The organism is Candidatus Melainabacteria bacterium, from assembly GCA_003963305.1.
Lineage (GTDB): Bacteria > Cyanobacteriota > Vampirovibrionia > Obscuribacterales > Obscuribacteraceae > PALSA-1081.
In genome coordinates this window covers 75,092-99,646 of the sequence record RXJR01000018.1, presented here as the reverse complement: position 1 = coordinate 99,646, position 24,555 = coordinate 75,092, and the positions used below count along the sequence as shown (strand labels likewise).

At 50.8% G+C, this 24,555-nt stretch carries 25 protein-coding genes; 18 read left to right on the top strand and 7 right to left on the bottom strand.

The features are described 5' to 3' along the window. Positions 1–58 precede the first annotated feature (58 nt). The 8 genes from def to EKK48_17820 all read left to right on the top strand — a co-directional run bounded on the left by def (position 59) and on the right by EKK48_17820 (position 6,493). Positions 59–772: a peptide deformylase gene (def, locus tag EKK48_17855; protein RTL39738.1), complete on the top strand. Its 714-nt coding sequence runs from the start codon at positions 59–61 to the stop codon at positions 770–772. Positions 773–825: 53 nt separating this feature from the next. After that, complete coding sequence (locus tag EKK48_17850) at positions 826–1,386, top strand: pseudouridine synthase (GenBank protein RTL39910.1); 561 nt, start codon at positions 826–828, stop codon at positions 1,384–1,386. Between the two features lie 49 nt (positions 1,387–1,435). Then, positions 1,436–1,690 carry a MoaD/ThiS family protein gene (locus EKK48_17845; protein RTL39737.1) on the top strand — a complete coding sequence of 85 codons (255 nt, stop codon included), beginning with the start codon at positions 1,436–1,438 and terminating at the stop codon, positions 1,688–1,690. Next, positions 1,680–2,156 carry a molybdenum cofactor biosynthesis protein MoaE gene (locus EKK48_17840; protein RTL39736.1) on the top strand — a complete coding sequence of 159 codons (477 nt, stop codon included), beginning with the start codon at positions 1,680–1,682 and terminating at the stop codon, positions 2,154–2,156. Before EKK48_17845 ends, EKK48_17840 begins: the two co-directional genes overlap by 11 nt. 16 nt (positions 2,157–2,172) lie before the next feature. Further along, on the top strand, positions 2,173–3,156 hold the full coding sequence (gene moaA / locus EKK48_17835; GenBank protein ID RTL39735.1) for a GTP 3',8-cyclase MoaA: 984 nt from the start codon (positions 2,173–2,175) through the stop codon (positions 3,154–3,156). Between the two features lie 3 nt (positions 3,157–3,159). Further along, on the top strand, positions 3,160–4,110 hold the full coding sequence (locus EKK48_17830; protein ID RTL39734.1) for a bifunctional molybdenum cofactor biosynthesis protein MoaC/MoaB: 951 nt from the start codon (positions 3,160–3,162) through the stop codon (positions 4,108–4,110). A 6-nt stretch (positions 4,111–4,116) separates the two neighbouring features. Further along, entirely contained in the window at positions 4,117–5,358 is a 1,242-nt protein-coding gene (locus tag EKK48_17825; protein RTL39733.1) for a molybdopterin molybdenumtransferase MoeA, read from the top strand. 127 nt (positions 5,359–5,485) lie between these two features. Further along, positions 5,486–6,493 carry an alpha/beta fold hydrolase gene (locus EKK48_17820; GenBank protein ID RTL39732.1) on the top strand — a complete coding sequence of 336 codons (1,008 nt, stop codon included), beginning with the start codon at positions 5,486–5,488 and terminating at the stop codon, positions 6,491–6,493. Positions 6,494–6,500: 7 nt separating this feature from the next. Here EKK48_17820 and EKK48_17815 read toward each other — a convergent pair whose 3' ends face one another. After that, positions 6,501–7,400 carry an aldo/keto reductase gene (locus EKK48_17815; protein ID RTL39731.1) on the bottom strand — a complete coding sequence of 300 codons (900 nt, stop codon included), beginning with the start codon at positions 7,398–7,400 and terminating at the stop codon, positions 6,501–6,503. A 122-nt stretch (positions 7,401–7,522) separates the two neighbouring features. Between EKK48_17815 and EKK48_17810 the strand changes: the two genes are divergently transcribed. Further along, positions 7,523–7,933 (top strand): response regulator, encoded by a 411-nt coding sequence (locus tag EKK48_17810; GenBank protein RTL39730.1) that lies wholly within the window; start codon positions 7,523–7,525, stop codon positions 7,931–7,933. 74 nt (positions 7,934–8,007) lie between these two features. Here EKK48_17810 and EKK48_17805 read toward each other — a convergent pair whose 3' ends face one another. Then, positions 8,008–8,982, bottom strand: coding sequence for a hypothetical protein (locus EKK48_17805; GenBank protein ID RTL39729.1), 975 nt, complete (start codon positions 8,980–8,982; stop codon positions 8,008–8,010). A 431-nt stretch (positions 8,983–9,413) separates the two neighbouring features. Here EKK48_17805 and nbaC point away from each other — a divergent pair, with 431 nt between their 5' ends. The 5 genes from nbaC to EKK48_17780 all read left to right on the top strand — a co-directional run bounded on the left by nbaC (position 9,414) and on the right by EKK48_17780 (position 14,419). After that, a complete protein-coding gene (nbaC, locus tag EKK48_17800) occupies positions 9,414–9,938 on the top strand; it encodes a 3-hydroxyanthranilate 3,4-dioxygenase (GenBank protein ID RTL39728.1) in 525 nt (174 codons plus the stop codon). Next, positions 9,925–10,971 (top strand): amidohydrolase, encoded by a 1,047-nt coding sequence (locus tag EKK48_17795; GenBank protein ID RTL39727.1) that lies wholly within the window; start codon positions 9,925–9,927, stop codon positions 10,969–10,971. The genes nbaC and EKK48_17795 overlap by 14 nt, the downstream gene beginning before the upstream one ends. Further along, positions 10,964–12,268, top strand: coding sequence for a kynureninase (gene kynU / locus EKK48_17790; GenBank protein RTL39726.1), 1,305 nt, complete (start codon positions 10,964–10,966; stop codon positions 12,266–12,268). Before EKK48_17795 ends, kynU begins: the two co-directional genes overlap by 8 nt. A 79-nt stretch (positions 12,269–12,347) precedes the next feature. Continuing rightward, positions 12,348–13,832, top strand: coding sequence for an FAD-dependent monooxygenase (locus tag EKK48_17785; GenBank protein RTL39909.1), 1,485 nt, complete (start codon positions 12,348–12,350; stop codon positions 13,830–13,832). A gap of 50 nt (positions 13,833–13,882) precedes the next feature. Next, a complete protein-coding gene (locus EKK48_17780) occupies positions 13,883–14,419 on the top strand; it encodes an N-acetyltransferase (protein RTL39725.1) in 537 nt (178 codons plus the stop codon). 2 nt (positions 14,420–14,421) lie between these two features. On the opposite strand, the gene arsB is transcribed toward EKK48_17780, so the two are convergent. The 4 genes from arsB to EKK48_17760 all read right to left on the bottom strand — a co-directional run bounded on the left by arsB (position 14,422) and on the right by EKK48_17760 (position 16,876). Next, positions 14,422–15,504, bottom strand: coding sequence for an ACR3 family arsenite efflux transporter (gene arsB / locus EKK48_17775; protein ID RTL39724.1), 1,083 nt, complete (start codon positions 15,502–15,504; stop codon positions 14,422–14,424). A 141-nt stretch (positions 15,505–15,645) separates the two neighbouring features. Beyond that, complete coding sequence (locus EKK48_17770; protein RTL39908.1) at positions 15,646–16,050, bottom strand: arsenate reductase ArsC; 405 nt, start codon at positions 16,048–16,050, stop codon at positions 15,646–15,648. Next, positions 16,041–16,577, bottom strand: coding sequence for a glyoxalase/bleomycin resistance/dioxygenase family protein (locus EKK48_17765; GenBank protein ID RTL39723.1), 537 nt, complete (start codon positions 16,575–16,577; stop codon positions 16,041–16,043). The genes EKK48_17770 and EKK48_17765 overlap by 10 nt, the downstream gene beginning before the upstream one ends. Next, positions 16,574–16,876, bottom strand: a complete 303-nt coding sequence (locus EKK48_17760) for an ArsR family transcriptional regulator (GenBank protein ID RTL39722.1) — start codon at positions 16,874–16,876, stop codon at positions 16,574–16,576. Before EKK48_17760 ends, EKK48_17765 begins: the two co-directional genes overlap by 4 nt. Before the next feature lie 255 nt (positions 16,877–17,131). Here EKK48_17760 and EKK48_17755 point away from each other — a divergent pair, with 255 nt between their 5' ends. After that, positions 17,132–19,102: a tetratricopeptide repeat protein gene (locus EKK48_17755; protein ID RTL39721.1), complete on the top strand. Its 1,971-nt coding sequence runs from the start codon at positions 17,132–17,134 to the stop codon at positions 19,100–19,102. Between the two features lie 92 nt (positions 19,103–19,194). On the opposite strand, the gene EKK48_17750 is transcribed toward EKK48_17755, so the two are convergent. After that, complete coding sequence (locus EKK48_17750; GenBank protein RTL39907.1) at positions 19,195–19,800, bottom strand: MOSC domain-containing protein; 606 nt, start codon at positions 19,798–19,800, stop codon at positions 19,195–19,197. Positions 19,801–20,198: 398 nt separating this feature from the next. Between EKK48_17750 and EKK48_17745 the strand changes: the two genes are divergently transcribed. The 3 genes from EKK48_17745 (at position 20,199) to EKK48_17735 (ending at position 24,529) form a co-directional block, all read left to right on the top strand. Continuing rightward, positions 20,199–20,822, top strand: coding sequence for a TonB C-terminal domain-containing protein (locus tag EKK48_17745; GenBank protein RTL39720.1), 624 nt, complete (start codon positions 20,199–20,201; stop codon positions 20,820–20,822). Between the two features lie 242 nt (positions 20,823–21,064). Beyond that, positions 21,065–22,219 carry a hypothetical protein gene (locus tag EKK48_17740; protein RTL39719.1) on the top strand — a complete coding sequence of 385 codons (1,155 nt, stop codon included), beginning with the start codon at positions 21,065–21,067 and terminating at the stop codon, positions 22,217–22,219. A 195-nt stretch (positions 22,220–22,414) separates the two neighbouring features. Then, on the top strand, positions 22,415–24,529 hold the full coding sequence (locus EKK48_17735) for a cytoplasmic protein (GenBank protein ID RTL39718.1): 2,115 nt from the start codon (positions 22,415–22,417) through the stop codon (positions 24,527–24,529). The last annotated feature ends 26 nt before the right edge of the window (positions 24,530–24,555 follow it).

Genomic DNA, 24,555 nt, shown 5'->3' with positions numbered 1-24,555 from the left:
GTGCGTTTCCGAGAACGTAGGATAATAGGAGGCTGTTGTAACACATCTGAGAGAAAAAATGACCAGACCTGCCGACCAGGGTTCCGCAGAGGGTGCAGCTCATCCTGAGCTGGTAACCATTGGAACGCCCATGCTCCGCCAGCCGACAACGCGCATCACTGATTTTGATGGAGCCCGCGCTCTGTGCGAGCGCCTCGTGTACCTGCTTGCAGAAATCAACGGAGCGGGGCTGGCAGCTAATCAGATCGGCGCCTGGCAACGCGCCATGGTTTTTCAAGTTCGAAAAACCGAATTGCACCCAGACCGACCCGAGACCCCTCTTTACGTCATGATCAACCCGGACATTATCGAGATGTCAGAGGAGACTGTAGACGGCTGGGAAGGCTGTTTCAGCGTTCCAGGCTATATGGGGCTGGTTCCAAGGGCGACGAGGCTTAAATGCCGCTGGGACTCAGTCGACGGAGAAGAGCACATTCAGGAATTCGAAGGTTGGGCGGCGCGCGTCATACAGCACGAATGCGACCATCTGGACGGGAAAGTCTACATCGACCGCATGAAGTCAATGTTGAACTTCTCGACTCAGCCGAACTACAAAGAATTTCACATGCCGAAACCGAGCACTGTATTGGACGCAAGCGCCGATCATTCAACCACTCCGGGCACTGCGTCAGGTGCAAACGCTGATCATTCAGCCATTCCGGGCACTTCGTCGAGTGCAAGCGCCAATCCTTCAGCAATTCCGTCCGCTCCTACTGAGCAGGAAAAACACTAGTGTTCAAGCGTGCGCCTGGGCGGCACTACATCGCGCTCTTCAAACCCTACCGCATGCTCAGCCAGTTCAGCGAGACGGAAGACGAATCGAAGGAAACGCTAGCACTCTGCCATCTGCCAAAGGAGGTATATCCTGTCGGACGGCTGGATTACGACAGCGAAGGACTGCTTCTGTTAACAGATGATTCACGCATGAACTCCCGCCTTCTTTCGCCGGTAAACGCCCACGAGCGCACCTATTGGGCTCAGGTTGAAAATATCCCTTCGGCTGAGCAACTGCGCCAACTGAGCCGGGGTGTTGTTATCGAAAATAAGAAAACGCTGCCCGCCCACGCCGAACTGCTCGATTTCGAGCCGGTTCTGCCGGAGCGCAACCCACCGATTCGATTCCGCAAAAACATTCCTACAGCCTGGCTGAGCCTCACACTGATTGAGGGAAGAAACAGACAGGTGCGCAAGATGACCGCTGCTATCAACTGCCCGACGCTGCGCCTGATTCGACAATCCATAGGTCGGCTGGATCTCTTCGAACTCGACCTTGAGCCCGGTCAATGGTGCGATCTGGATGATGACCAACTGGCGCGAGTGTTCGAAAAAGTCCACAAGTTAGGCTAAAATCTATGGGCTAAGCAAAGACCAGGATAAGACATTTAAAGTGACGGCGATGAAAACCGGCTCCAAGACAGTCCAGATACAATACTTCGCATTGATGCGCGAAGAACGCGGTCTTTCCAGCGAAAGATTCGATACCGACGCAACAAACGCGCAAGAATTATTCGATGAGCTGAAGACGAAGTATCACTTCAGCATTGACGCACAAAGGCTGAGAGTTTCAATCAACGACCACTTCGCCGATTGGCAACACCCACTTAAGAATGACGACAGCGTAGTTTTCATTCCGCCCGTAGCTGGAGGATAGTTTGTTCTCAATATCCAGCTCTGGCGTAAATATCGAAGAGTTAAAAGAAAAACTGACTGATCGTAGCGCAGGTGCACTCGTTACTTTTGAAGGATGGGTTCGCGATCACAACGAAGGCAAGCAGGTCTTATCGCTTGAATACGAAGCCTACGAAGCGCTCTGCAAAAACGAAGCGGAACTTATTTTGCAAGAAGCAAAAGAAAAATTTGGCATCATCGATGTGCATTGCGTTCACCGCACCGGACTCTTGAAGATCGGCGAACTGGCAGTATGGGTGGGTGTTTCATCGAAACATCGAGGCGCCGCCTTTGATGCATGCCGATATGTTATCGACGAAATAAAGACGCGTCTGCCAATCTGGAAAAAAGAAACGTACACAAACGGTTCTTCCGGCTGGGTCAATTGCCAGAGCCATCACCACGAATCTGCGCACGAGGAGGCAGTGCCCGCGCCACTAAGGCGCTAATCACTGGAAGCCATAAGTGAACAGACTGATCGACAATTTCGGCAGAAAACACAACTACTTGCGCATCTCTGTTACTGACAGATGCAACTTGCGCTGCCAGTATTGCATGCCACACGAGGGCATCGCGTGGAAGAAAAAAGATCAGCTTTTGACTTTCGAAGAAATCATTCGCATCTCGCGAGTATTCGCCAGGATGGGCGTCGACAAAATCCGCCTGACAGGCGGAGAGCCTCTCGTGCGTAGAGACCTGGAAGTTTTGATCGAGCAACTGGCGCTCATTGATGGCGTCAAAACGCTGGCGATGACAACCAATGCAACGCTGCTCAAGCCACTGGCCAGGCATCTGAAAAGCATCGGGCTGACAGCCCTGAACATCAGTCTGGATACTTTGCGAGAAGAAAGATTCGCAGAAATAACGAGACGCGACGATTTTTACAGCGTCATGGACGGTTTAAACGAAGCACTCGAAGTCGGATTCGACTCGCTGAAATTAAACATGGTCGTGATGAGTGGTATCAATGACGACGAAGTCATGGATTTCGTAGACTTCGCCAGAGACAAAGCTCTGAACGTTCGATTCATTGAATACATGCCGTTCAAAGACAATCAGTGGAAGTCGGACAAAGTTGTCACATTCCAACAAATGCGCGAGCAAATCCAACAAAAATACAATCTTTACCCGCTATCAGCTGAACCGTCTGCGGTGGCAAAAGACTTTGGCATCGACGGATACCCGGGCACAGTGAGCTTCATAAGTTCCATGTCGGACAGCTTCTGCGGCACTTGCAACAGGCTTCGACTGACTGCCGATGGGTCGATCAAATCTTGCCTCTTCTATCCAGCAGAGACGAGCCTGCGTGACGAACTGCGCAGAGGAATTACAGACGAATATCTGGAAGAATTGATACTGCAAACGCTGGCTCTGAAGCCGGAAGCTCATCCGCCAGCAGAAGAAATTGCAGCGGAAAACAACAGGGCGATGATCGAAATCGGGGGTTGAGGAATGCGAGACATTTCGCAGAAAAATGACAGTTTACGAACCGCTGTTGCGAAAGCAATACTGCGGGTCAGCCCAGCAACGATACAGCTCATTAAGGATCAAAAGATACCGAAAGGAGACCCGCTCAGCTGCGCCAAAGTAGCAGCGATCCAGGCGGCGAAAAATACAAGTCAGATAATTCCTCTCTGCCATCCGATTCCAGTTGCTTTCGTCGGAGTGGAGTTTCAGCTTGACGAAGATGCCATCGAAATCGTCACCACGGTGAAAGCAATCTACAAGACCGGCGTTGAGATGGAAGCGCTCACCGCCGCTTCCGTAGCCGCTCTGACTATCTATGACATGACGAAGATGCTTGACGAAGTGATGCAGATCGAATCAGTTCGATTAGAAAGCAAAACCGGAGGCAAATCTGACCGGCAGGTCAAGAATGAAGGCGCCAACTATCGCGCCGCTGTCATCGTTATGTCAGACACAGTTGCAGCAGGCAAAGCTGAAGACGTATCAGGGCACTTGATTCGAAAACGGCTGGAAAAGGAAGGCTTTGATATCGTGGAATACAAAGTCTTGCCAGACGACGAATCAGAGATAATCGCGGCAATAAGAAAGCATTCCGACGACGGTGGAGCCGATCTGATCATCACCACCGGCGGTACCGGCATCGGTCCGAGAGACACTACACCGGACGCAATAAAGCGGCTGCTCGACAAAGAATTGCCTGGAGTAACAGAACAGATTCGCAACTATGGACAGGTCAGAACACCGTTCTCGATGCTATCCAGATCACTTGCAGGGGTGCGCAACAAGACTGTAATTCTCTGCCTACCGGGCTCGGCTGGCGGCGTTCAAGACTCCATGGATGCTATCTTTCCAGCCATCAAACACTCATTCAAAATGCTCGCGGGCGGCAATCATGCTCAGCGTGAGACAAGCAAAACAACCAAAACAGAAGGTTGATATCCGGTGATCAGTTACGACGAAGCCAGGCGATTGATTTTGCAGGAGGTCACACCGCTTCCGCAAGCGCGCCTGAGGCTTGACGAACTGCTGGGCTCATTCTTGTCTCAGCCGGTTACAGCGAAGTTTGCCATGCCGCGCTTCGATAATTCGGCAGTTGATGGTTATGCAGTGCTGTGTGCAGACGTCCAGAACGCCAGCTCAGGCGAACCGGCAAAGTTGAAATTACTTGGCGAAATAGCAGCAGGCTCGGCAGATGAATTCAAATTGGAACCGGGCACAGCTATCAAAGTTCTCACAGGCGCGCGCGTACCGCCATCTGTGGAAGCCGTCGTAATGAAAGAGTACTGCGAAGAGCACTACGGCTTTCTGCATGTAAGCAAAACCGCCAATCCGGGAGATAACATTCGCAGAGCAGGCGATGAATTCAAAACAGGTGAGCACGTCTTGCCTGCCGGTGTGCGCGTAAACCCTGCTGTTATAGGGCTTCTCGCCACTTTAGGTTACGCTTCTTTTACTGCGCACACCAAACCGCGCGTTGCCATTGTCACCACGGGCGATGAATTGATTCAACCGGGACACCAACTGCGCGATGGACAGATATACGATTCAAACTCTTACGCCCTGCAAGCGGCATTGTCCTCGCTCGGCATCGACGAGTGGGTCGTGCAGCATGCCCGCGACACCATGAAATCAACAAAGCAAGCCTTTAGTTTTGCCATCGACCAGGCGGATATAATCATCTCCTCGGGCGGTGTTTCGGTTGGTGACTACGATTATGTCAAACCGACTCTGGAAGAGATGGGCGTCGAAACAGTGTTCTGGCGAATTGCAATCAAGCCGGGCAAGCCTGTCTACTTCGGTACTTTGCAGCAACCACGCCGCAAGCAAAAGAAACTCATCTTTGGATTGCCAGGAAATCCGGTATCAATATTGGTGACGTTCAACGAATTTGTCAAGCCAGCACTTCTCAAAATGATGGGCGACACTCGCCAACAAGGCTTGTTGCTGCCCGCGATCCTGCAGAAGTCCTTACGCAAGCCATTGGGAAGGCTCGACCTGGTTCGCGGAACACTAAGCTTAAACGATCAGGGTCAATTACAAGTTATGCCGACAATGGGGCAGGATTCCCACATGATAAGCGGTTTGTGTCTGGCAGAATGTTTAATCCACTTCCCGGACCAGAGTGATTCACTACTGGAAGGCAGCACTGTTGCCGTTCACATGCTCAACTGGAACGACCACTAGCGCCTTCTTGACTATTGCGCATCGTGTACCTTAAGCGCTCGAGCTGGGAATATTAAAGGCACATGAGATAGGATCAACTGTGTGCCAAGGTCCTCAAGCAGACTTTTCGGGAACCCCTGAAACTTAAATGAAAACGCGCTCCACAAAACTGACAGTAACTGCGACACTCGCTGCAATTTTCGCCTCGTTCACGTTCGCACACGCCGCCAAAGCTGAGCCGGTGCAAATTCAAGAATCCCCGGTCGGTCTTGATCTGAAGCTCCCTGTCATGGAGTGGAAAGATGATGCAGTGCCCACCAAAGCCATCATTTTCGGCATTCATGGAGCGACGCTCTACTCCGGCACCTTCGATCATCTCGCCCGCCATCTCGCGTCGGAGGGCTATCACGTCTATGCGCTCGACATGCGTGGTTTCGGACGCTGGCAAAAGGAGAATGACAAATTCGGCGGCGACTCTGCCATTCACTACACGCAAAGTAAAGAAGACATAGCCGAAGTGCTCGGTATGCTCAGACGAATTCACCCGCACGACAAAATCTTCTGCATGGGCGAAAGCCTCGGGTCGAACATGGCTTTGTGGCTTGTAGCAAACAGACCGGAACTGGCAGACGGAGCGATTTTATCCAGCCCCTGTATTAAAAAAGCAATGCACCCGAGCCCAGGAATGGCTGTAGATGTCGTCAAGCTCTGGCACGATCCATACAAACCTCGGGATCTGGACAAATACATTGCGCCATATTTGTCAGATGACAAGACTGTCACCGAGCATTACATGGCAGATCCAATGATTAATCGCAGATTCAGCGCTGCTGACTTGATCAAGAGCATGCGCACGAATTCTGAAGCACTCAAAGATGCTGAACGCATACCTGCTGAAATGCCACTACTTGTAGTGGCTGGAGCCAAAGATCAAATCTACAAAGCAGATGGAATCGAAGCATTCATGAAATCGACCGGCTCACAGAAACAAACGATCTATATTGCGCCGGAAAAAGGGCATCTGTTGCTTGAAACGACCCACACCGATCCCAAAATCATGGGTCAAATAGATGATTGGCTTGCCAAACAAACCGAGCCACAGCCTGACACCAACAAAATTGTGGATGTTACTGACCAGCAGCAGAAGTCGAACTAGACTCGAACTACACCTGTCCAACCCATTCATCGTTCGATCTTTCAAACCAGACCTGTCGAATGGCCGCGAATTCTTCCTCGGTGAGCGGTCCCTTTTCTAACAACTGTGCGTTTTCACGCCATCTGCCAGGACGCTTTGTGCCTACGATAGCGACATTCACACCTGGAACACTGAGCGTGAATCGCAATGCTTTTTCCACGGCGGCACCAACATCGCCATTCAAAGTGAAGTCGTACTTCAACTGTTGAAACCGCTGCCAGTAAGGTTGAATGTAGGTATTCTCCGGTTTTGTTTTAAACGTCCAGGCAGCATTCGCGATCGGACGCTTAGCAATAATTCCCATGCCGCGAGCCACTGCAAGCGGAATCGTCTGTTCGATGCATTGCTGGTCGGCAATATTTACGGAAGTCTGCAACGTATCGAACGCACCAGTACTGATGGCATAGACAGCATCTGTACCATCGCCGCTATACCCGATGAATCTGGTCTTTCCAGCCTTTTTAGCTTCCTGCAAAGCTTCAATAACTTCGCCCTTGCGCAGAATTGCCTCGTTGCAACTGTGCAATTGCACCAGGTCTACATAATCCATTTTCAAGCGCTTCAAACTGCGCTCAATGCTCTTCGTAATGTCTTTCTTCGACCACTTGTCTTCAGCGTATGTGTCGCCGTGCCCGCACTTGGTAAAAAGATAAAAGTCATTTCGGCGGTGGCTGACTGCTTCACCGATTTTTTCCTCGCTGTCGACGTAACACTCAGCAGTATCGATGACATTCAGGCCTTCATCTAGCGCAGCAGTGAGAAGTTCCTTTACAGTCGCGTGGGCCGCCCCCTCGTATCCAATTTCGCCGCCGCCAAAGCCCAACGCTGCCACGTTCATACCAGTCTTGCCGAACGGTTTCTTATCCATGACCTGCCCTCAGAAGTTGCGAGTTCACAATTCTACTTCTTCTCAAGGATGGAAAATCAGCTATGTAAAAGCGACAATACATAAGGAAGCAAAAGCAAGTCGCTGCGGGGCAAACGGTTGAAATGACAATTCACATTCTTGTCGCAAGCAGTAACCTCGAATATTCAGACCTGGCGAGGGAAGCGTTCGAAGACCTTGACTGCGAGATCGTTCGCGCCACCTCAATGACGCTTGCCGTCTTTCTAGCTCAAAAAAATCTGCCGGACGTCATTCTCAGTGCATTTGAAATGCACGACGGCGACGGTTGGAGCTTCCTTGGCGAAGTCAAAGCTGATGAAGAGTTGCGCAATATACCCTTTCTGTTCATCGAGCCAGGCATCGACGACGCGATTCAGACTAGAGCATCGAATCTTGGTGCTGACGCGGTTCTAAACTATCCACTGGAGCCCTCTCAGCTCAAGCGTGAGCTTGTGCCCTACATAAACATTCGCCTGGCAGAAAAAGGACAGCGCCTGCCGCAGACGCCGGAATAATGAACGATCGAAACATCTAATCGATCCGAAGCCTTGTGCGAAACATCTAATCCATCCGAAGCCTTGTGCAGAGGCTACCAGTGAGGGGCGGGCGGCAACGACCAGTTTGCGAATTGGCGCGGATCTGTGGCAGGAGCGTGGAACACCTGATGGTGTTCTCCCGAGACAACGCGACCTGGAGCAATGCGAACATCCGGTCCTAGTTTTGAATATGTCACCTTTGCACCGGCGCCGATCTCCGCTCTATCTCCTAAAGTTGAGTTAGACGCAATCGCACCTTCACCTATTTCTGCCTGTTTACCAACTTGCGAGGCCAGCACCTGCGCATCTGCACCGATGTGAGCGTATGATCCCGTCGAGGCGCCGGAAACGTAACTTCTTTCGCCGATCTGAGATCCTTTGCCCAGTGCGCTCATGTAGACCTGAGCACCTTCTTTGATAATGACACCAGGACCGACTGTCGCCTCAAATAACTTGATGTTTCCCCCAAGCAGGCGCGTTCCGTTGCCCAGGCTCACGGAAGGGTGAATGGTTATTTCCGGGGCAAGCCGGTCGACGCGGCTGCCTAGAACGACATTGTCTCCTAATTTGGAGCCTGCACTTATGCTTACCGGCAGGCGTTGTATAAAGTGGTTACCGATGCTGACTGGAGATTCCGGTGAACCATCAATTCTCAAGTTTCCATCGAGCTTGAATCCGGGACCCATGGTAGTGCTGCTGATTCTATTCACACTCTGGGGTCCTGAGTCGCGTATCAGTCCGACAACAGGATCTTGTTTGAAGTGCGCTGCATACGATTCCCAGGACATAGCATCTTGACCAGGCAAGACTCCAAGCCGGCTATCGTTTGAAATGTATGTCGGGAAACCTTCCGGGACTTTGATGTGCGGACCAACTGCGCCACTGGGAACTGAACTCAGGCTCTTCTTAATCGCTGTCAGTTGCGCGATTACCTCGTCTGCCAGAGGGATGTCAGCACTGGATACGCCAGCCTTTTCAATTAGTGGAATAACCTTCTCCGCCGCCGCAATTCCCTGTTCAATTCCCATGAGGTTTCTCCGGCAAATCGCTTCTCAGTCCAAGCTATCAATGAGCCCGTCAAACCCAGGTAAAATTGCCGACTGAAAATCTCGTACAATCACCATGCCTTTCACTGGCCTGCTACCACTCACTGTCCTGCCAGCACTGGCCTGCTAGTCTGATCTGCTAGTACTGGTCTGCTAGCGCTCGCCTCATTCGTTCAGCTTGTGTACAAGACAGCACTGCCTCGACTCCGACCCCGACGCCGTCGTCGACGACCTTGTCTGACGTCGCCTCGCCTATCGACGGGCATTCCAACATCCTTCATAAAATCATCAGAAATCGGAACAGCAAGCCAATTGCCGCTTTCGCCAGCACTTGAAGTTCGAATCACCGCATTTGCTTGATCCGCCATTGTCGCGAGCGGTAAAATAGCCGCGCTCCACGTTCAGGAGATCAGATGAGCAGACTCGCACCGATCAATTTCAAGCAGTGGATTGATGACAATCGTCATCTACTCAAGCCGCCAGTTGGCAATCAGGTGGTCTGGGAAGACCGAGAATTTATCGTTATGGTGGTCGGCGGTCCAAATTCGCGTAACGACTATCACGTCAATCAAGGCGAAGAATTTTTCTACCAGATAGAAGGCGACATGGTTTTGAAAGTTATCGACGACGGAAAATTTGTCGATGTACCGATTCGCGCCGGTGAAATATTTTTGCTTCCGGCCGGAATGCCACACAGTCCGCAACGTCCAGCCAACACAGTCGGGCTGGTGCTCGAGAAAAAGCGAACTCCGGACGAACTCGACACGTTCCAGTGGCACTGCCAGAATTGCGCTACAAAACTGTACTCTGAGTCATTTCACCTCACCGATATAGTCAAAGAATTCCCTCCAATATTTGATCGTTTTTACGCCAACGACGAGCACACAACCTGCAAAAAATGCGGCACAAAGATGATGAAGCCAAATGCAAAAAATTGATGTCCACACGCATATCTTGCCGCGTGATTTGCCAGATTTGAAACAAAAGTTCGGCTACGGCGGATTCATCACACTGGAACATCACAAGCCCTGCTGTGCGCGCATGATTCGCGATGACGGAAAATTCTTTCGCGAAATCGAGAGCAATTGCTGGGATCCGCTAACAAGGCTTACCGATGCAGACAAGCACGGAGTGAACGTGCAAGTGCTTTCGACAGTGCCTGTTATGTTCAGCTACTGGGCAAAAGTCGAAGATACGATGTATCTCTCACAGTTTCTAAATGACCATATCGCCGAAGTTGTGCGCGCCAATCCGAAACGTTTCGTTGGGCTGGGCACGCTGCCGATGCAGTCTCCCGCCCACGCCATCAAAGAATTAGAACGTTGCATGCGCGACCTCAATTTTGCCGGCGTGCAAATTGGATCGCATGTGAATGATTGGAATTTGAGCGACGAACATCTCTTCCCCATATTTCAGGCAGCAGAGGAGCTGGGCGCCGCTATCTTCGTACATCCATGGGACATGATGGGCGAGGCAAAAATGCAGAAGTATTGGCTGCCGTGGCTCGTCGGCATGCCCGCTGAAATTTCTCTGGCAATCTGTTCGATGATCTTCGGCGGAGTGCTGGAAAGGCTGCCAAACCTGCGTGTCTGCTTCGCACACGGTGGTGGTGCCTTTACAGGAACAATCGGGCGAATCGAACACGGCTTTCATGCCAGACCCGATCTATGCGCAATCGACAACGACAAAAATCCGCGCGCATACTTAGGAAGATTTTTCGTTGATTCTCTCGTTCACGACGCTCAGATGCTCAAGTATCTGGTCAGTGTGTACGGAGAGAAGTGCATCGCCCTGGGAACAGATTATCCGTTCCCGCTCGGCGAAGAGGAACCAGGGAAACTGATCGAATCGATTTCGGAATTCTCGGAAAATACACGCAAGCGTCTTCTCTACGGAACAGCACTGCAATGGCTGGGAAAAACGGAGCAAGATTTCGCCCTCGCCACGGAGTTAGCGGTAAAGAATGTCTAGCACTAAACAGTCTTCGCTCGCGGGTTCGTCAACAATTCAGTATGAAGACTCGATCGATTTTGCGGTGGCGATGGATGCACAGGATCCACTCAGACACTATCGCGAGCAGTTTTTGATTCCAGCCGCTGGAGAGAGAAAAGAAAGCATCTACCTGGCGGGAAACTCACTCGGATTGCAACCTCGTAAAGCGCGAACATACATCGAGCAAGAACTGGATGATTGGGCAAGATTGGGTGTGGAAGGTCACTTCGAGGCGAAGTACCCCTGGTTGCCCTACCACGAAAATGTCACCGATATGTCGGCGCGACTGGTCGGTGCAAAGCCTGGCGAAGTTGTGGTCATGAACACCCTCACTGTCAATCTGCACCTGATGATGGTTTCCTTTTACAGACCGACTAAAGACCGATTCAAAATTATCACCGAATCTGGTGCCTTTCCATCCGATCAATACGCGGTCGCATCGCAGGCGAAATTTCACGGTTATGATCCGGCGCAAGCGATCATAGAGCTTACACCGCGCGACGGTGAATCGATTCTGCGCACAGATGACATTCTCGATGTCATCGATAGAGAGGGCGACAAGGTCGCACTGGTTATGCTTGGTGACGTCAATTACTTGACGGGTCAGGCGTTTGAAGTGGAAAAGATTGTCAAAGCAGCCCGTGCCAAAGGTTGCCTGATCGGCTTGAATTTAGCGCATGGCGCCGGAAACTTGTTGCTCAAGCTGCACGATTGGGACCTGGATTTTGCCGTCTGGTGCAGCTACAAATATTTGAACGCCGGCCCTGGTGGATTGTCTGGATGCTTCGTGCATGAAAAACATGCAACGAGCTTCGACCTGCCACGCTTCGCAGGCTGGTGGGGCCACAATAAGAAAGACCGTTTCAAGATGGGTCCGGTATTCGACCCAATTCCTGGAGCGGAAGGATGGCAACTGAGCAATCCGCCAATCTTTCAATTGGCCGCGCTAAGAGCCTCTCTAGAGATTTTTGACGAAGCCACCATGAAAGCGATTCGCGAGAAAAGCGTCCGCATCACAGGCTACCTGGAATATCTGCTGGACCAGTTGCCCAAGGGGTTCTGCACGATTATCACACCGCGCAATCCAGAGGAAAGAGGCTCACAACTTTCGATTCGCCTCTCTAAAGATCCTAAGGACATGCTCGAAACCCTGAAACGTGAAGGCGCCATTTGCGACTTCCGCAACCCAGACATCATCAGAGCTACGCCTGTTCCGCTTTACGTCAAGTATCAAGACGTCTACGACTTCGCCAAAATCCTGGCGAGATTTGCCTGACTAGGAGACCCGCACCTGTAAATCTCAGGCGCATTGAGACCCAAATTCCGCCACTCTAAAACAAGCAGAAATACACATGATTACACTGAGAAGAAAAACTGACATTGCAGTAGTCGGCGCTGGACTCGTAGGGTCGCTGCTCTCCATATTCCTGGCGAAACGCAAATTTGCCATCGATATTTTCGAACGACGCCCGGATATGCGCACAGAAACAGTCAGTGCCGGACGCTCTATAAATCTGGCGGTTTCAACTCGCGGCATTCATGCTCTCAAGCAAGCTGGACTGGACCAGGAAGTGCTCAAATACGCAGTTCCCATGCGCGGCAGAATGATTCACGCAATCGACGGGCAGCTCACTTATCAACCATATGGCAAAGATGATTCCGAATACATCAATTCCATCTCACGCGCTGATTTGAACAAAATGCTGATGACAGCTGCGGAAGAGACAGGCATGGTTGATATTTATTTCAATCAAAAATGCACCGGCATGGACATCGATAAGGGAATGATTTCCCTGTTTCACGAGCCTGACAATCAATACGCCGATGTCGTCGCGAACATCGTCATTGGCACAGACGGCTCAGCCTCTGCCATTCGAAATGACATGGCAAAACAACCGGGCTTTCAGCAAACAGAATCAGAACTTGATTACGGCTACAAAGAGCTTGTGATACCACCGGGCAAAGATGGCACGTTCTTGATCGAAAAGAACGCTCTGCACATCTGGCCGCGTGGCACCTTCATGCTCATAGCACTGCCGAACTTCGACGGCAGTTTCACATGCACGCTGTTCCTTCCGTGGGAAGGTCCGGTCAGCTTCGAAAAACTGAAAACGCCGGAAGACGTAAAGCGCTTTTTCGACGAACAATTCGCTGATGCAGTGCCGCTCCTATCCAACCTGGAACAGACGTTCTTCGACAACCCGACCGGTCACATGGTGACTGTCAAATGCAGCCCCTGGAATGTGGAAGAAAGAGTCTTGCTAGTCGGTGACGCTGCCCACGCCATCGTTCCTTTCTTTGGACAGGGCATGAATGCAGGGTTTGAAGATTTGACGATACTGGATCAGTGCATCGAAAACCACCTGACGCAGGGCGGTGCACTCTATATCAATCGCCGGTCGCGTGAAGGGGAAACAGACGCGCTGAGCAGAAGAATCCAGGAAGGTTCAAGCGGTTGGGCGCAAGTGTTCGACGACTTCGTCAAGCGCAGAAAGGTTGACACTGACGCTATTGCCGACATGGCTGTGGAAAACTTCACTGAGATGCGTGACAAGGTAGCGATTCCGCAATTCCTGCTCGAAAAAGCAGTGGAGAAAGTCTTGCAGAAAGAATTTCCCGGCTCATATCTGTCGCGCTACTCGTTAGTGACATTCAGCAACGTGCCTTACAGTTTCGCGATGCGTGCAGGCATTGCCAACGATGAAGTGTTGGCAGAACTCTGCGCGAACATCAGCAAACCAGAAGACGTTGATCTGAAACTCGCACAGAAACTGCTGAAAGCGAAGGTAGCACCGATTCTGGAAGAACGCAGCGACGAGTTGTTTGCTGCCGCTAAGTAAAAGCCAAATAAACCGCTGAAGGCACACAATTCAGAACGCTCGAGGTCGCTATGAAAACAATTGAGTCGGAGCGCATACTTTTTCGCAGAATAACTGACGACGATCTCGACGCACTGGCCGCCCTCTATGCAGACCCGGATGTAATGCGCTATTACCCGAGAACACGCACGCGTGAAGAAACGCGCGAATCAATTAAAACGTATCAAAAGAAATACGAAACCGAACAAGTTTGTCTTATGGCAGCAATTCACAAACGCGAGAACAAATTCATTGGTCGATGCGGGATTGTATTGCAAGAAATCGAAGGGGAAATATTTCCCGAAGTCGGTTATATGCTCGATAAATTTTTCTGGCGGGGCGGGCTGGGAACCGAAGCAGCTTTAGCCTTTCGCGACTATGGCTTTAGAGAACTGAGCTACCCAAAAATTATTTCGATTATCCACCCACTGAATCTAGCATCACAGGGCGTGGCAAAAAATATTGGGATGACGCTCGAACGCACCACCATATTCGACACCATAGAATGTCAGGTCTATTCGATTACCCGCGACCAGTGGGAACCACTTGGCGCCGCAGAGAAAAATTGAATCTACCTATGCACAAGTCCTTGTTCATACCAGCTTTTACTACTATTGACGATGCGAACTACGCCGAGCATAACCGGCACTTCAATTAAGACGCCGACTACGGTGGCCAGAGCAGCGCCGGAATGGAAGCCGAAGAGGCTGATTGCTGTTGCGACGGCAAGCTCGAAGAAATTGCTTGCGCCGATTAAGGCGGATGGGCACGCAACGGAGTGCGCAACACCGAGCTTCTTATTCAATAAATAAGCGATTGAGGAGTTGACGAAAACCTGAATCAGAATCGGCACCGCAAGCATAGCGATGACGAGCGGTTGTTTGAGTATTGCCTCGCCCTGAAATGCAAACAATAGAATGAGCGTAATTAACAATGCGGAGAGCGAAACGGGGTGAAGGAACGTAAGCGTTTTATCAAATGCGCTCTGTCCTTGCTTCAACAATGTACCTCGCCATGCTTGCGCAATGATGACCGGGATCAGGATGTACAGTCCAACAGAAATGAGCAGAGTGTCCCACGGCACACTTATTGATGAGAGTCCCAACAAAAGCCCGACGATTGGCGCGAACGCAAATATCATAATAACGTCGTTTACGGCAACTTGCGAAAGAGTAAAATACGGATCGCCCTTCGTGAGTTGGCTCCAGACGAAGACCATGGCCGTGCATGGTGCAGCAGCAAGAAGTATCAGACCGGCAACATAGCTATCAAGTTGATCCGCAGGTAAAAACGGAGCAAAAAGAACGCGTATAAATACATATGCGAGAAGAGCCATGGAAAAGGGCTTGACTGCCCAGTTTATGAAGAGCGTTACGGCTATGCCTTTCCAATGTTCCCTTACTTGGCCGAGAGCGCCGAAGTCGATTTTCAACAGCATCGGTATAATCATCAGCCAAATCAGCACACCGACCGGAATGTTCACTCTGGCAACTTCAAGAGACCCGATGAACTTGACTGGTTCAGGCAGAAGTTGACCAAGAATAATACCTGCAGCGATGCAGAGAAAAACCCAAAGCGTCAGCCAACGCTCAAAGAAGCCGATCGTCGACTCAGGATTTTTATTTTTTCCATTCGCTTCTGCTTGACTGGTCATTTACTAAGTCTCCGGCGTTTCTAAGGTGTCGCAAATGATTTGTTCATGCGAAGGGCGAGTGCGCTCCAAATATTGCCAACGGCAGTCAGCTCTGCGCGATCACGACAGAACTTAATTGCTGATGCGAGTTCCTTGCTTTTCTCACGATTTACTTGGGCACTTTTCTTTAGCCAGTTCTTCGACCTTAGACTTTATCTCGTCACGCACCCGCCGGAACACATCAAGCGGCTGCCCTTTGGGATCTTCAACGTTCCAATTGGCTTGCGTGCCAATGAATGTTGAGGGACAGAAGTCGGCAGTTTTCACGGAGCACATCGAAATGATTGCATCATAGTTACCGAGCTTTTCGTTGTCGATGGCCTTGGAGTACTGCTTCGATATGTCGACGCCGATCTCGTCCATCACTTTTACAGCATCTGGGTTAACGCCGGCGCCGGCCTTTATACCGGCGCTTTCAGCCTCAAGTCCCAGTCGTCTTCCGAAGCCTTCAGCTATTTGGCTGCGACAACTATTCTCTATACAAATGAATAGAACCTTCAATTGCAGCATCCTTTTTTCGAAATTTGAACTGGTACTACTTCCGGTGCTTCTGGAGCACAGCACGCGGCTTTGCTTTCGCGAGTCAATTGCACGGGTATCGCTTCTTCAACTGCCGGAGAGCAGCAAGCAGCATTACTCTCACGCAGCAATTGCACATCTTCGCCGTAGGTGGTTGCTTCACCAATCGTGTAGAACGATTCCCAGGCGATTCCTTGCGGATCGTGCGCCCATGTCTTATCAGATTTTGCATAGCAGCAAGTAGTTTTCTCTTGTTCGAGAACCTTTTGGTTGGCTTGTTTTAGTCTAAATGTTATTTCTTCTAGTGCTCCTTCGTCGTCAACTTGAATTCCCAAGTGATCGAGACCGGGTTGCGCTGCACGTTTCGAGATCGCGAAGTTGATCCGTGGATCATCGAGCATCCATTTTGCATAATCATCCTTCCTGACCGAAGGCTCTGTGTTAAAAAGGATCGAATAGAACTGGATAGATTGTTCTAAGTCACTTACAGCGACATGAACGTGAAACCTTTTCATTGGCATTTGCCTCCATTGTCTGAACAACAATTCTCAAGCAGAAAATCGATCAGGTCTTTCATGTGTGCAAAATCCGCTGAATAGATGATCGAGCGGCTTTCACGCCGAGAGCTGATCAATCCAGCGTTTGATAGTTCCTTCAGATGGAAGGACATCGTTGCTGGAGGAAGACCTAGCGTCTCGCTCAACTCACCGGCTGCCAGTCCGCTGGGGCCCCTGCGCACGAGCAGCCTGAATACTTCCAAACGTGATTCCTGAGCCAGGGCAGATAATGCCCGGACTGCGTCTTTCGCTTTCATATTTCCAATATTATCGAAATATCCTCAATGTGTCAAGCCGCTCCGAAAACTAGTTAGAAATGAAAAGGCGAATCGGTGCTCGAAGTAGAAGTGTGTCTTAATGCTGAGCCAGGAAAGTCAATTTGCCACCGCAGACAGTGCGAAGCAACAATGCACAGACAGCAAGCGGCTATTGTTAAGAACATCATGGCATCGGGTCAAAAGTCACGCTCCGAGCAGTAAAATAGACCGGTTTCAAGGTACTCGGAGCACATTATGAACCGCACTCTTTCTTTCGCTATAGCCTTATCTGGATTGCTTCTCAGCGCGTCAACCGCCACAGCCCAAGTTCCGGGTGTGCCGAGCACTCAGCCAGCTCAACCAGCGAAGAAGCTCCCCAGTGCGGCCGCAACGACTTCCACTAAAACAACATCGACTACATCGACAACCACAACATCGACCTCCGCCACGGGCTCAGGAGCCCCACAGGTCTTGAGCGGCGGCATCAAGGTCGACATGACCACTGCCGAAAAGTTGCTCTCGCAGGGCAAATGGTCGGACGCAGAAGGGCTTTTCCGTGAGGCACTGGTAAGCAACCCTACCGACGTTCTGGCGACGCTGGGGCTCGGCATGGCCCTGGCTAATGAGTTCAAGCTGGACAGTGCCGACACTATGTTCGACCGTGTCATCGCCATAGACCCGAACAACGCAACCGCATACGCAGGCAAGGCCATGGTCATGCTTAACCGCCTGCAATCGTCTTCTGGAACGATTCGCAATGAAAAAGACTCTATACTCAAACAAGCCGAAGATTACGCCAAACGCGCGACCACACTTGGTCCAGCCAACGCCGACGCTCACAACGCACTCGGTCAGGTTTACAAAGAGCAGGGACGCAATGATGAAGCGGCTTCTGAGCTGACCAATGCGACCATCATGAATCCCGATATGTCCTACGCCTACTCATCGCTCGGAATGGTCCGACTGGCGCAGAACAGTCCTGCTGAAGCTTCGGAAGCCTTCAAACGCGCCATCACATTGAACTCCGGCAACTCAACCGCGCATTACGGACTGGGCGCCACCCTCTTGAAACAAGGTCAGATCGATGATGCCATCAAAGAATTGAACACCTCGCTATACCAGTTTCCCAATAGCTGGCCGGTCAGAATGGCGCTCGGTCAAGCCTACAACACACAGGGAAATACAGTGGCAGCGCTTCAACAGTTCCAGCTTTCCACTCTAATCAAGCCTGAAAACGCTGAACCTTATTTAGCTATGGCTGACATCCACCAACAGCGTGGAGATCTTGAGTTGGCCCTCGCAGACTTGCGCTCTGGACTGACGCAATCACCATACGACCTGAGCTTGCGCCAACGCATCGCTGACATCGATCTCAGCCTCGAACGCGCTGATGACGCCATCAAGGGCTATCGCGCCATTCTCTCAATGAGTGCCAACGACAACAATGCCGTCAAAGGCTTGAGCCAGGCACTTTTCCTCAAAGCGCAAAAAGCCACAGTGGGCGCAATGTTGTCTTCGAACGACTACGACACAGCCAACAAAGCTTTGAATGAAGCGATCAAGTTGAGCCCAGACGACATGGAGTTGCGCCTGGCGAAAGCGAAATTGGTATCACTTTCCGGCGCCGCCGAGTTTCAGGCTCAATATGCAAACATTCAGCCGACCTGTGACGGCGAAAGAGTTGCACTTGCAGAAGTACTCGCCACGCAAGGTCAATTCAAAAAAGCTGCGGATGAATTCAATGCGGTAACAACCAATTTGAAGGATCCCAAACAGCTCTACGCCGTTGCCGATATCGCAACATTGACTCGCTCTCTCGACAGCGCAGAAGCGGCTTACAAGAAATCTCTGGCGATGGGCGGAAACCCTGAACGCGGACAAGTAGGTTTGAAGAAAGTTGCAGACTTGAGAAAAGCTGCAGCTGATGCAGCCGCTGTCGCCGCCGAACTCGCTCATAAAAGGCAGTGGGACGGTGCCATCGCCAAATTTCGGGAAGCGATCAAAGACGACCCGGCGCTACCCTCAGCACGCCGTGGTCTCGCCGAAGCCCTTGAAGAAGGTCCCGAAGACTCAGTTCCAACCTTGAGCGAGTCAGCCAAGCAATATCAGTATTACCTGGCTGTAGCGACAGATTTGACTGAGCACGACCGGGAAAAACTGACTGACTTGATTGGCAAGCTGAACGACAAAGTCGCGAAGCTGAAACAGAAAGAAGAACGTCAGTAGAAGCGGCATGCACTGAAGGAAATAGCAACCCAATCTACGAAGTCCGCCGGCAGCAATTGCAGCGGACTTCGTCTCATCCTTGCCGGAATTGCTTAGCCGAGGGAACGTATAAACGACTTCATCTGGTCAGCTAACTGCGAATCGAGCGCTCTCCTGATAAAGTCAGGGTTTCGCATGTGGCGACCAGTAAAAAGACTTGCGACGTCCCGAACGTTTATCCCAAGCCCGTCGCTGCGCAAAAACTCAATACGGTCACCGACAGACAGCTCGCCTTCCTGAACGACGGAAAAATAAATTCCGCTGAAACCGCTCTGCATAAAACGCTTGATCACATCGTTGCGGCCAAACCGCACTCCCAGTTTGTAACACGGCAATCTGGGTTGCGAGGCTTTAATGACTGCAGTGCCGACTTGAAATTCGTCTCCGATGCAGACATCGCTTTCCAGCATATTTTGTGTGGTCAAATTTTCGCCAAATTGCCCATACTCAAAATCGAAACCAGGCATTTGTTCGCGCCACCAGGGATAGTGCTCAGCGGAGTAACTATAGACTGCCTTGTCTGGACCGCCGTGTACGGTCAAATCAGCCTGCGCGTCGCCGTCAAGGTTCAGTTTTCTCAATTTAATTGCGCCCTGGACAGGTTTTTTGAATATTCCTGTTACGACCTCACGCCCCTGACTAACAACCGTAATCGGCATGCCCACGCACAAGCACAGAATTTTTCCGGCTTTTGACTCGGTATTGGCTACAGTTTCCAAAATCACCCACCTGTATTCGAACACCAGGAACGTCAGCCTTATCGGTGCTCCCGTCCGCAAAAGCACCGACCCTGTCTCATCCTGCACGCATTAGTGCACCGTGTTGGACAGTGAGTGTGACGTGGCTCGATATTAACACAACGTGCGATGACATCGGTAAAGGGCGAAATGCATTGTTTAAGGTAGGGTTTGCACCTTCCAGATTGCCACATTCGTAAAACTGTCGATCTCTGTCAGAAAAATCTTTTCGACACAGTGAAATCCAGGGGTTTGCCTAGTTGATTTTCCGGCTTATGCGGGGATGATGGAAATATATATTTCCATTTGGGGGATTATCAATGCTGCCACTCTTTAATCGCAAGGAATCCCAGAACTCGCAACACGAAGAGCTGGTCAACACACTGGGTAATCCACATGCGTCAGAGGAAGAATGGCTCAATGCAAGCGACAAGCTGGGTGAGTACAAGCCCAAACCGACGGCTACCGAGCAGCGCCACAAAGTAAGTCGTCACCTGGGCGAAGTATCCATGCTGGCAGCCATGGGACTCGGCATCTTTGCGCTGATCAATCTAAGCCAGCCATCAAACGTTCACTCTGTTGCGCCCGCACCTGTTAAACAGGCACCAGCGGTCGATGTTGACTTTGGTCCTTACATGGCTAATTTGCAACGCAACATAAAACGGTCGTGGTTCCCTCCACAGAGGCAAGAGTCGAGGCGCGTCGTTGTTCGGTTCAATATCGACAGAGGCGGTGAACTGTCTAATCTGAAAGTTTTGAAGAGTTGCGGAGTAGCGGTAGCCGATCAGGCCGCGATTAATGCCGTCGAAAATGCAGCTCCCAACTTCAAGCCGCTCCCAGCCGGTGCTCCACCTGAAGTGACAATTGAATTCACTTTCGATTACAACGTCTTATATGGCCCGAATCGTGAGAATACCAATTCCGCTTCGAGCTCAAAGGACTAATTGCAACAGTCCGCATCTCTTTGTTCGAACACGACTTGTTCCGGTCGGTCATTGGTCATGCCGTGGTCACACCATAAAGCGTATATTGCTTTCACTGGTTCGGTTCATTAGCCCCTCGAAATTCACTTACTAAACAGCACGCCGCTTTGCGGACTCATTTCGCCTGCGCGTCGACGTGACGCTCACAGGAGATGACTGCGAGTTGCCCGCTCACTTTCCGCTTCACCCCGGAGGAATTTACCATGGTTTCAGACAGAGGCATACGCGGTTCTGAGAGTGCCGCCACCAATGACAATTCGGTGGCACATGCAGCGACGGAAGCCTACAACAACTCAATACACATATACAGCTGCGTATTCACAAACAAAGCTACACCTGACAGCACGAAAACGGATGCGCAGTTGAACAACGAACTAAACAGCGCCGGCTCCATATTCGGAGCTCACGATACCACTAGCGGTGCCATCGGCGATCTGCAACGCGGAATAAAGAGCGATAGTCGCACACGCCACGATCTGATGAATGCCATACAAGATGCAAGCTTCGGAAACATAGACAGCGCCATGATGCATCTGAGACAAGCAACTACAGATCTGAACGCTGCGGGTGGAAAGATCGATTCCGGGCTGGCAAAGCTCGGCGATGGAGGGCAGAGCTTCGGCTCCCAGACAATTCAAAGAGCGATGGTGAATGAAGCCGACTGTACACAAAACATCCAGAAAGCGGAGCAGCTCTTGCGCGAAGGTGATACGGAAGGAGCGATCAACGCGATGCAGAAAGGCATCAGAGAAGTGGCCCATCGGCAACATCAAACAAGAGACGGCATTGCAAGTCTGCAAGGCAACAATAGCGCCCCTGATTGGCAAAATTACGGACCACAACAACCAGGTTCATATTACCAATCAGAGTATCCTCCATCTGGTGACACGAACCGCAGCCCTTCGCTATCTTTCAACTTACCAAATTCGCTCGACTTTCAGTCAGGGATGCCGAATCCAGCAGACATAGTTGCACACTTGCCAAACCCATTCGACATGTTTGGCGGCTCGGATAGCAACTCTGGCGGCGGACTGCCGAACCCAGCCGACATCGTTTCACACTTACCAAACCCATTCGACATGTTCGGCGGCTCGGATAGCAAATCTGGTGTTGGACTGCCGAATCCCTTCAACATGTCTGGACTTCCTAACCCAGCAGATTTATTCGGTGGCAAAAGCGGTGACAGCGGCTTACCAAACCCGTTCAACATGTCTGGACTTCCTAACCCAACCGACCTACTCGGTGGCAACGACGGCAGCGGCAGATTATCAAACCCAATTGAAAACCTGGTAAAACCACCGAAAAGTCCAAAGGACATCGTACACAAAATCCTCGACCCGATCGGCTTATTCGGCTGACGAGCAAATTTTAGGTGAAGCACAAAACGAAGTCCCTCAGGGGGCTTCGTTTTGTTAGTACAAGAAATTAAAACGCGTGTTTTCAAATCCATCGACAGGGGTACGAAATCAGTGTCGCGGCTATAAAGATTCTTCCTTCTCAATCTGGATCTAGAGTCTTTGCTCTCCGCGGCATCTCTTACATAACGGGTGTTTATGGTCGTAGCGGAAACGTCGGCGAAAAATTCCGAACTCATTAAACAGCTGATGTTTCGACGCGCACGCAAAGTACTGTTGCCGGTGCCGACAGGACAACAACCAGCGGAAGCGCCAGTCATTGCCGCTTTTTTCAAGAATCTCGAATCAGTCGGATACGAATTCTCGCCTGAATTAATGAGCGCCTGTCAAAATCTTTCTGTCGAAGAACTCGATCGGTTAAATGATTGGCTGATGTCATCGATTAAAATTGCCCGTGGAAACAAATCGTTCGCGCCAATGTATCCTAACTTTCCACGCCAGGTGATGGAAACCGGCAAAGCTACACTCTATCTGAACGCCGTTTGTCACTATATTGCAAGCGGCAAGTGGTTGCCCGAGTTCAAAAAAGAAAACCGCGAGGCGCTTGACGAGCGCGGTCACATGCAGCGGATGGACGTAGGTGCAAGCAGTGATGTACTGACCATCTTTCGTAACATCATTACTGCTAATACCTCGGTATCTCAGCAAGACAAGGATGACTTATGCTCTATCATCCACTATTTCGGTGACGAGACTTTTGCCTTAATACCGACTGCAATACCAAACCGAGAGAACAAAGCGTTCCTACTCGGGAAGCTCATTGGTAAAGGCGAGCAGGCATTAGCGATAGCCCAAACACTATGCACGACCGCAACAGATGTTCTCAGATTGGCAGTTTCAATGAGTGATGGCGATGTCTCGCTTGCGACGCCATGCAAATTCCGCTCATTCAAAAGAGCCGAAAGGCGCGCTCTGCTAAATCTGCTGGAAAAACAGAATAACATTCAGGAAGATATGCTGCGCTGGAAGGAACGTTGGAAGCGCCTGGGCGAAAGGCTGCATCCCCTGGAACTGGAAAAGACTCACCCAGAGTCTGCTTTAGCTTTTATGCTAATTAGAAACAACCTGAAACTGGTGAAATTCAATACCAAGGTAGAAGCAGCATTCGTTGCCAGAGACGCTGACCAATTGATTGACTTGCTCCGCACAAGGCCAGGAGAGTTCGCCCGCAGATTGGACCATTTGCTGCGCAACCACCCTGATAAACAATTAGATGTTGCAGCCGCGTTCGCCGATGTAGCCTCACAAGTATCGACTCCTGTGCTTTTGCAAGTTATGCACCATTTCAAACACCGCCCGCGCATGGGCGAACTTCGAGTGTTCCTGCCCAAAAGCGATGTTGGGAAAGCGCAAGTAATTCCAAGCAAACTGCCCGATCTTGCAGACACCATATGCGGCACCATCGCTTGCGAGTGTCGAGCTACGCTGGTAAAGCGATTCGCCAAACTTGCACCTCTCGGCAAGTGCTACATCGAGCCGGGTTTAAGCAAATTTGCCGTGCCGGGCTCGCAAAGAAGTGCCGCAAAAACGCTTCGCACCATTGCTCGCGGCAGCAGGCTGGCACTGCCCAAAGGTGACACCCTCAGATTTTTTATCTGGTGGAAAAACGGCAAGGATCGCACTGACCTTGATTTGTCTGCAATATTGTTCAGAGAAGACTTTTCGTATATCGACGTTGTTGCCTACTACAACTTGAAAAACTTTGGCGGACACCACAGCGGCGACATTGTGAATGCACCGTTTGGCGCAAGCGAATTCATCGATATCTCAACTGCACGCTGTCGTGAAAGGGATGTGCGCTATGTCGTCATGTGCGTGACAAGCTTCACTCAACAACCATACTGCGATTTACCGGAATGCTTTGCTGGTTGGATGTCCCGCGAAAAGCCTGATTCAGGTGAAATTTACGAACCACGCACCGTATTCGACCGATTGGATCTCACCGCAAATACAAAAATTGCGCTGCCAGCAATTTTTGATCTGCAGGCGAAAGAAATCATCTGGCTAGATTTGTCGCTGAAGGGCGTTCCACACTGGTCAAATAATGTAGGCAACAATTTGCATAACATCCAGTGGACAATGAAAGCATTCAGCGAACGAGAATGGCTCAACCTCAACGAATTACTCCATATGCACGTAGAGGCGCGAGGACAATTGGTGAACACGGAAGAGGAAGCCGATACCGTGTTTTCTGTGGCAAAGGAGACACCCTTTCATCTCGAACGCATTGCAAGCGAATTTTTAAGCGACTGAACCACTCACGGCGGCATGAGTCGGGT

Excerpts from the sequence above, each read along its gene's own strand:
- EKK48_17830 (RTL39734.1), top strand. The coding sequence starts at position 3,160 with ATGCGAGACATTTCGCAGAAAAATGACAGTTTACGAACCGCTGTTGCG.
- EKK48_17820 (RTL39732.1), top strand. The coding sequence starts at position 5,486 with ATGAAAACGCGCTCCACAAAACTGACAGTAACTGCGACACTCGCTGCA.
- EKK48_17755 (RTL39721.1), top strand. The coding sequence starts at position 17,132 with ATGAACCGCACTCTTTCTTTCGCTATAGCCTTATCTGGATTGCTTCTC.
- EKK48_17845 (RTL39737.1), top strand. The coding sequence starts at position 1,436 with ATGAAAACCGGCTCCAAGACAGTCCAGATACAATACTTCGCATTGATG.
- EKK48_17780 (RTL39725.1), top strand. The coding sequence starts at position 13,883 with ATGAAAACAATTGAGTCGGAGCGCATACTTTTTCGCAGAATAACTGAC.
- EKK48_17745 (RTL39720.1), top strand. The coding sequence starts at position 20,199 with ATGCTGCCACTCTTTAATCGCAAGGAATCCCAGAACTCGCAACACGAA.
- EKK48_17795 (RTL39727.1), top strand. The coding sequence starts at position 9,925 with ATGCAAAAAATTGATGTCCACACGCATATCTTGCCGCGTGATTTGCCA.
- arsB (RTL39724.1), bottom strand. The coding sequence starts at position 15,504 with ATGACCAGTCAAGCAGAAGCGAATGGAAAAAATAAAAATCCTGAGTCG.
- EKK48_17735 (RTL39718.1), top strand. The coding sequence starts at position 22,415 with ATGGTCGTAGCGGAAACGTCGGCGAAAAATTCCGAACTCATTAAACAG.
- EKK48_17750 (RTL39907.1), bottom strand. The coding sequence starts at position 19,800 with ATGCCGATTACGGTTGTTAGTCAGGGGCGTGAGGTCGTAACAGGAATA.
- def (RTL39738.1), top strand. The coding sequence starts at position 59 with ATGACCAGACCTGCCGACCAGGGTTCCGCAGAGGGTGCAGCTCATCCT.
- EKK48_17815 (RTL39731.1), bottom strand. The coding sequence starts at position 7,400 with ATGGATAAGAAACCGTTCGGCAAGACTGGTATGAACGTGGCAGCGTTG.
- kynU (RTL39726.1), top strand. The coding sequence starts at position 10,964 with ATGTCTAGCACTAAACAGTCTTCGCTCGCGGGTTCGTCAACAATTCAG.
- EKK48_17850 (RTL39910.1), top strand. The coding sequence starts at position 826 with ATGCTCAGCCAGTTCAGCGAGACGGAAGACGAATCGAAGGAAACGCTA.
- nbaC (RTL39728.1), top strand. The coding sequence starts at position 9,414 with ATGAGCAGACTCGCACCGATCAATTTCAAGCAGTGGATTGATGACAAT.
- EKK48_17740 (RTL39719.1), top strand. The coding sequence starts at position 21,065 with ATGGTTTCAGACAGAGGCATACGCGGTTCTGAGAGTGCCGCCACCAAT.
- EKK48_17810 (RTL39730.1), top strand. The coding sequence starts at position 7,523 with ATGACAATTCACATTCTTGTCGCAAGCAGTAACCTCGAATATTCAGAC.
- EKK48_17765 (RTL39723.1), bottom strand. The coding sequence starts at position 16,577 with ATGAAAAGGTTTCACGTTCATGTCGCTGTAAGTGACTTAGAACAATCT.
- EKK48_17805 (RTL39729.1), bottom strand. The coding sequence starts at position 8,982 with ATGGGAATTGAACAGGGAATTGCGGCGGCGGAGAAGGTTATTCCACTA.
- EKK48_17760 (RTL39722.1), bottom strand. The coding sequence starts at position 16,876 with ATGAAAGCGAAAGACGCAGTCCGGGCATTATCTGCCCTGGCTCAGGAA.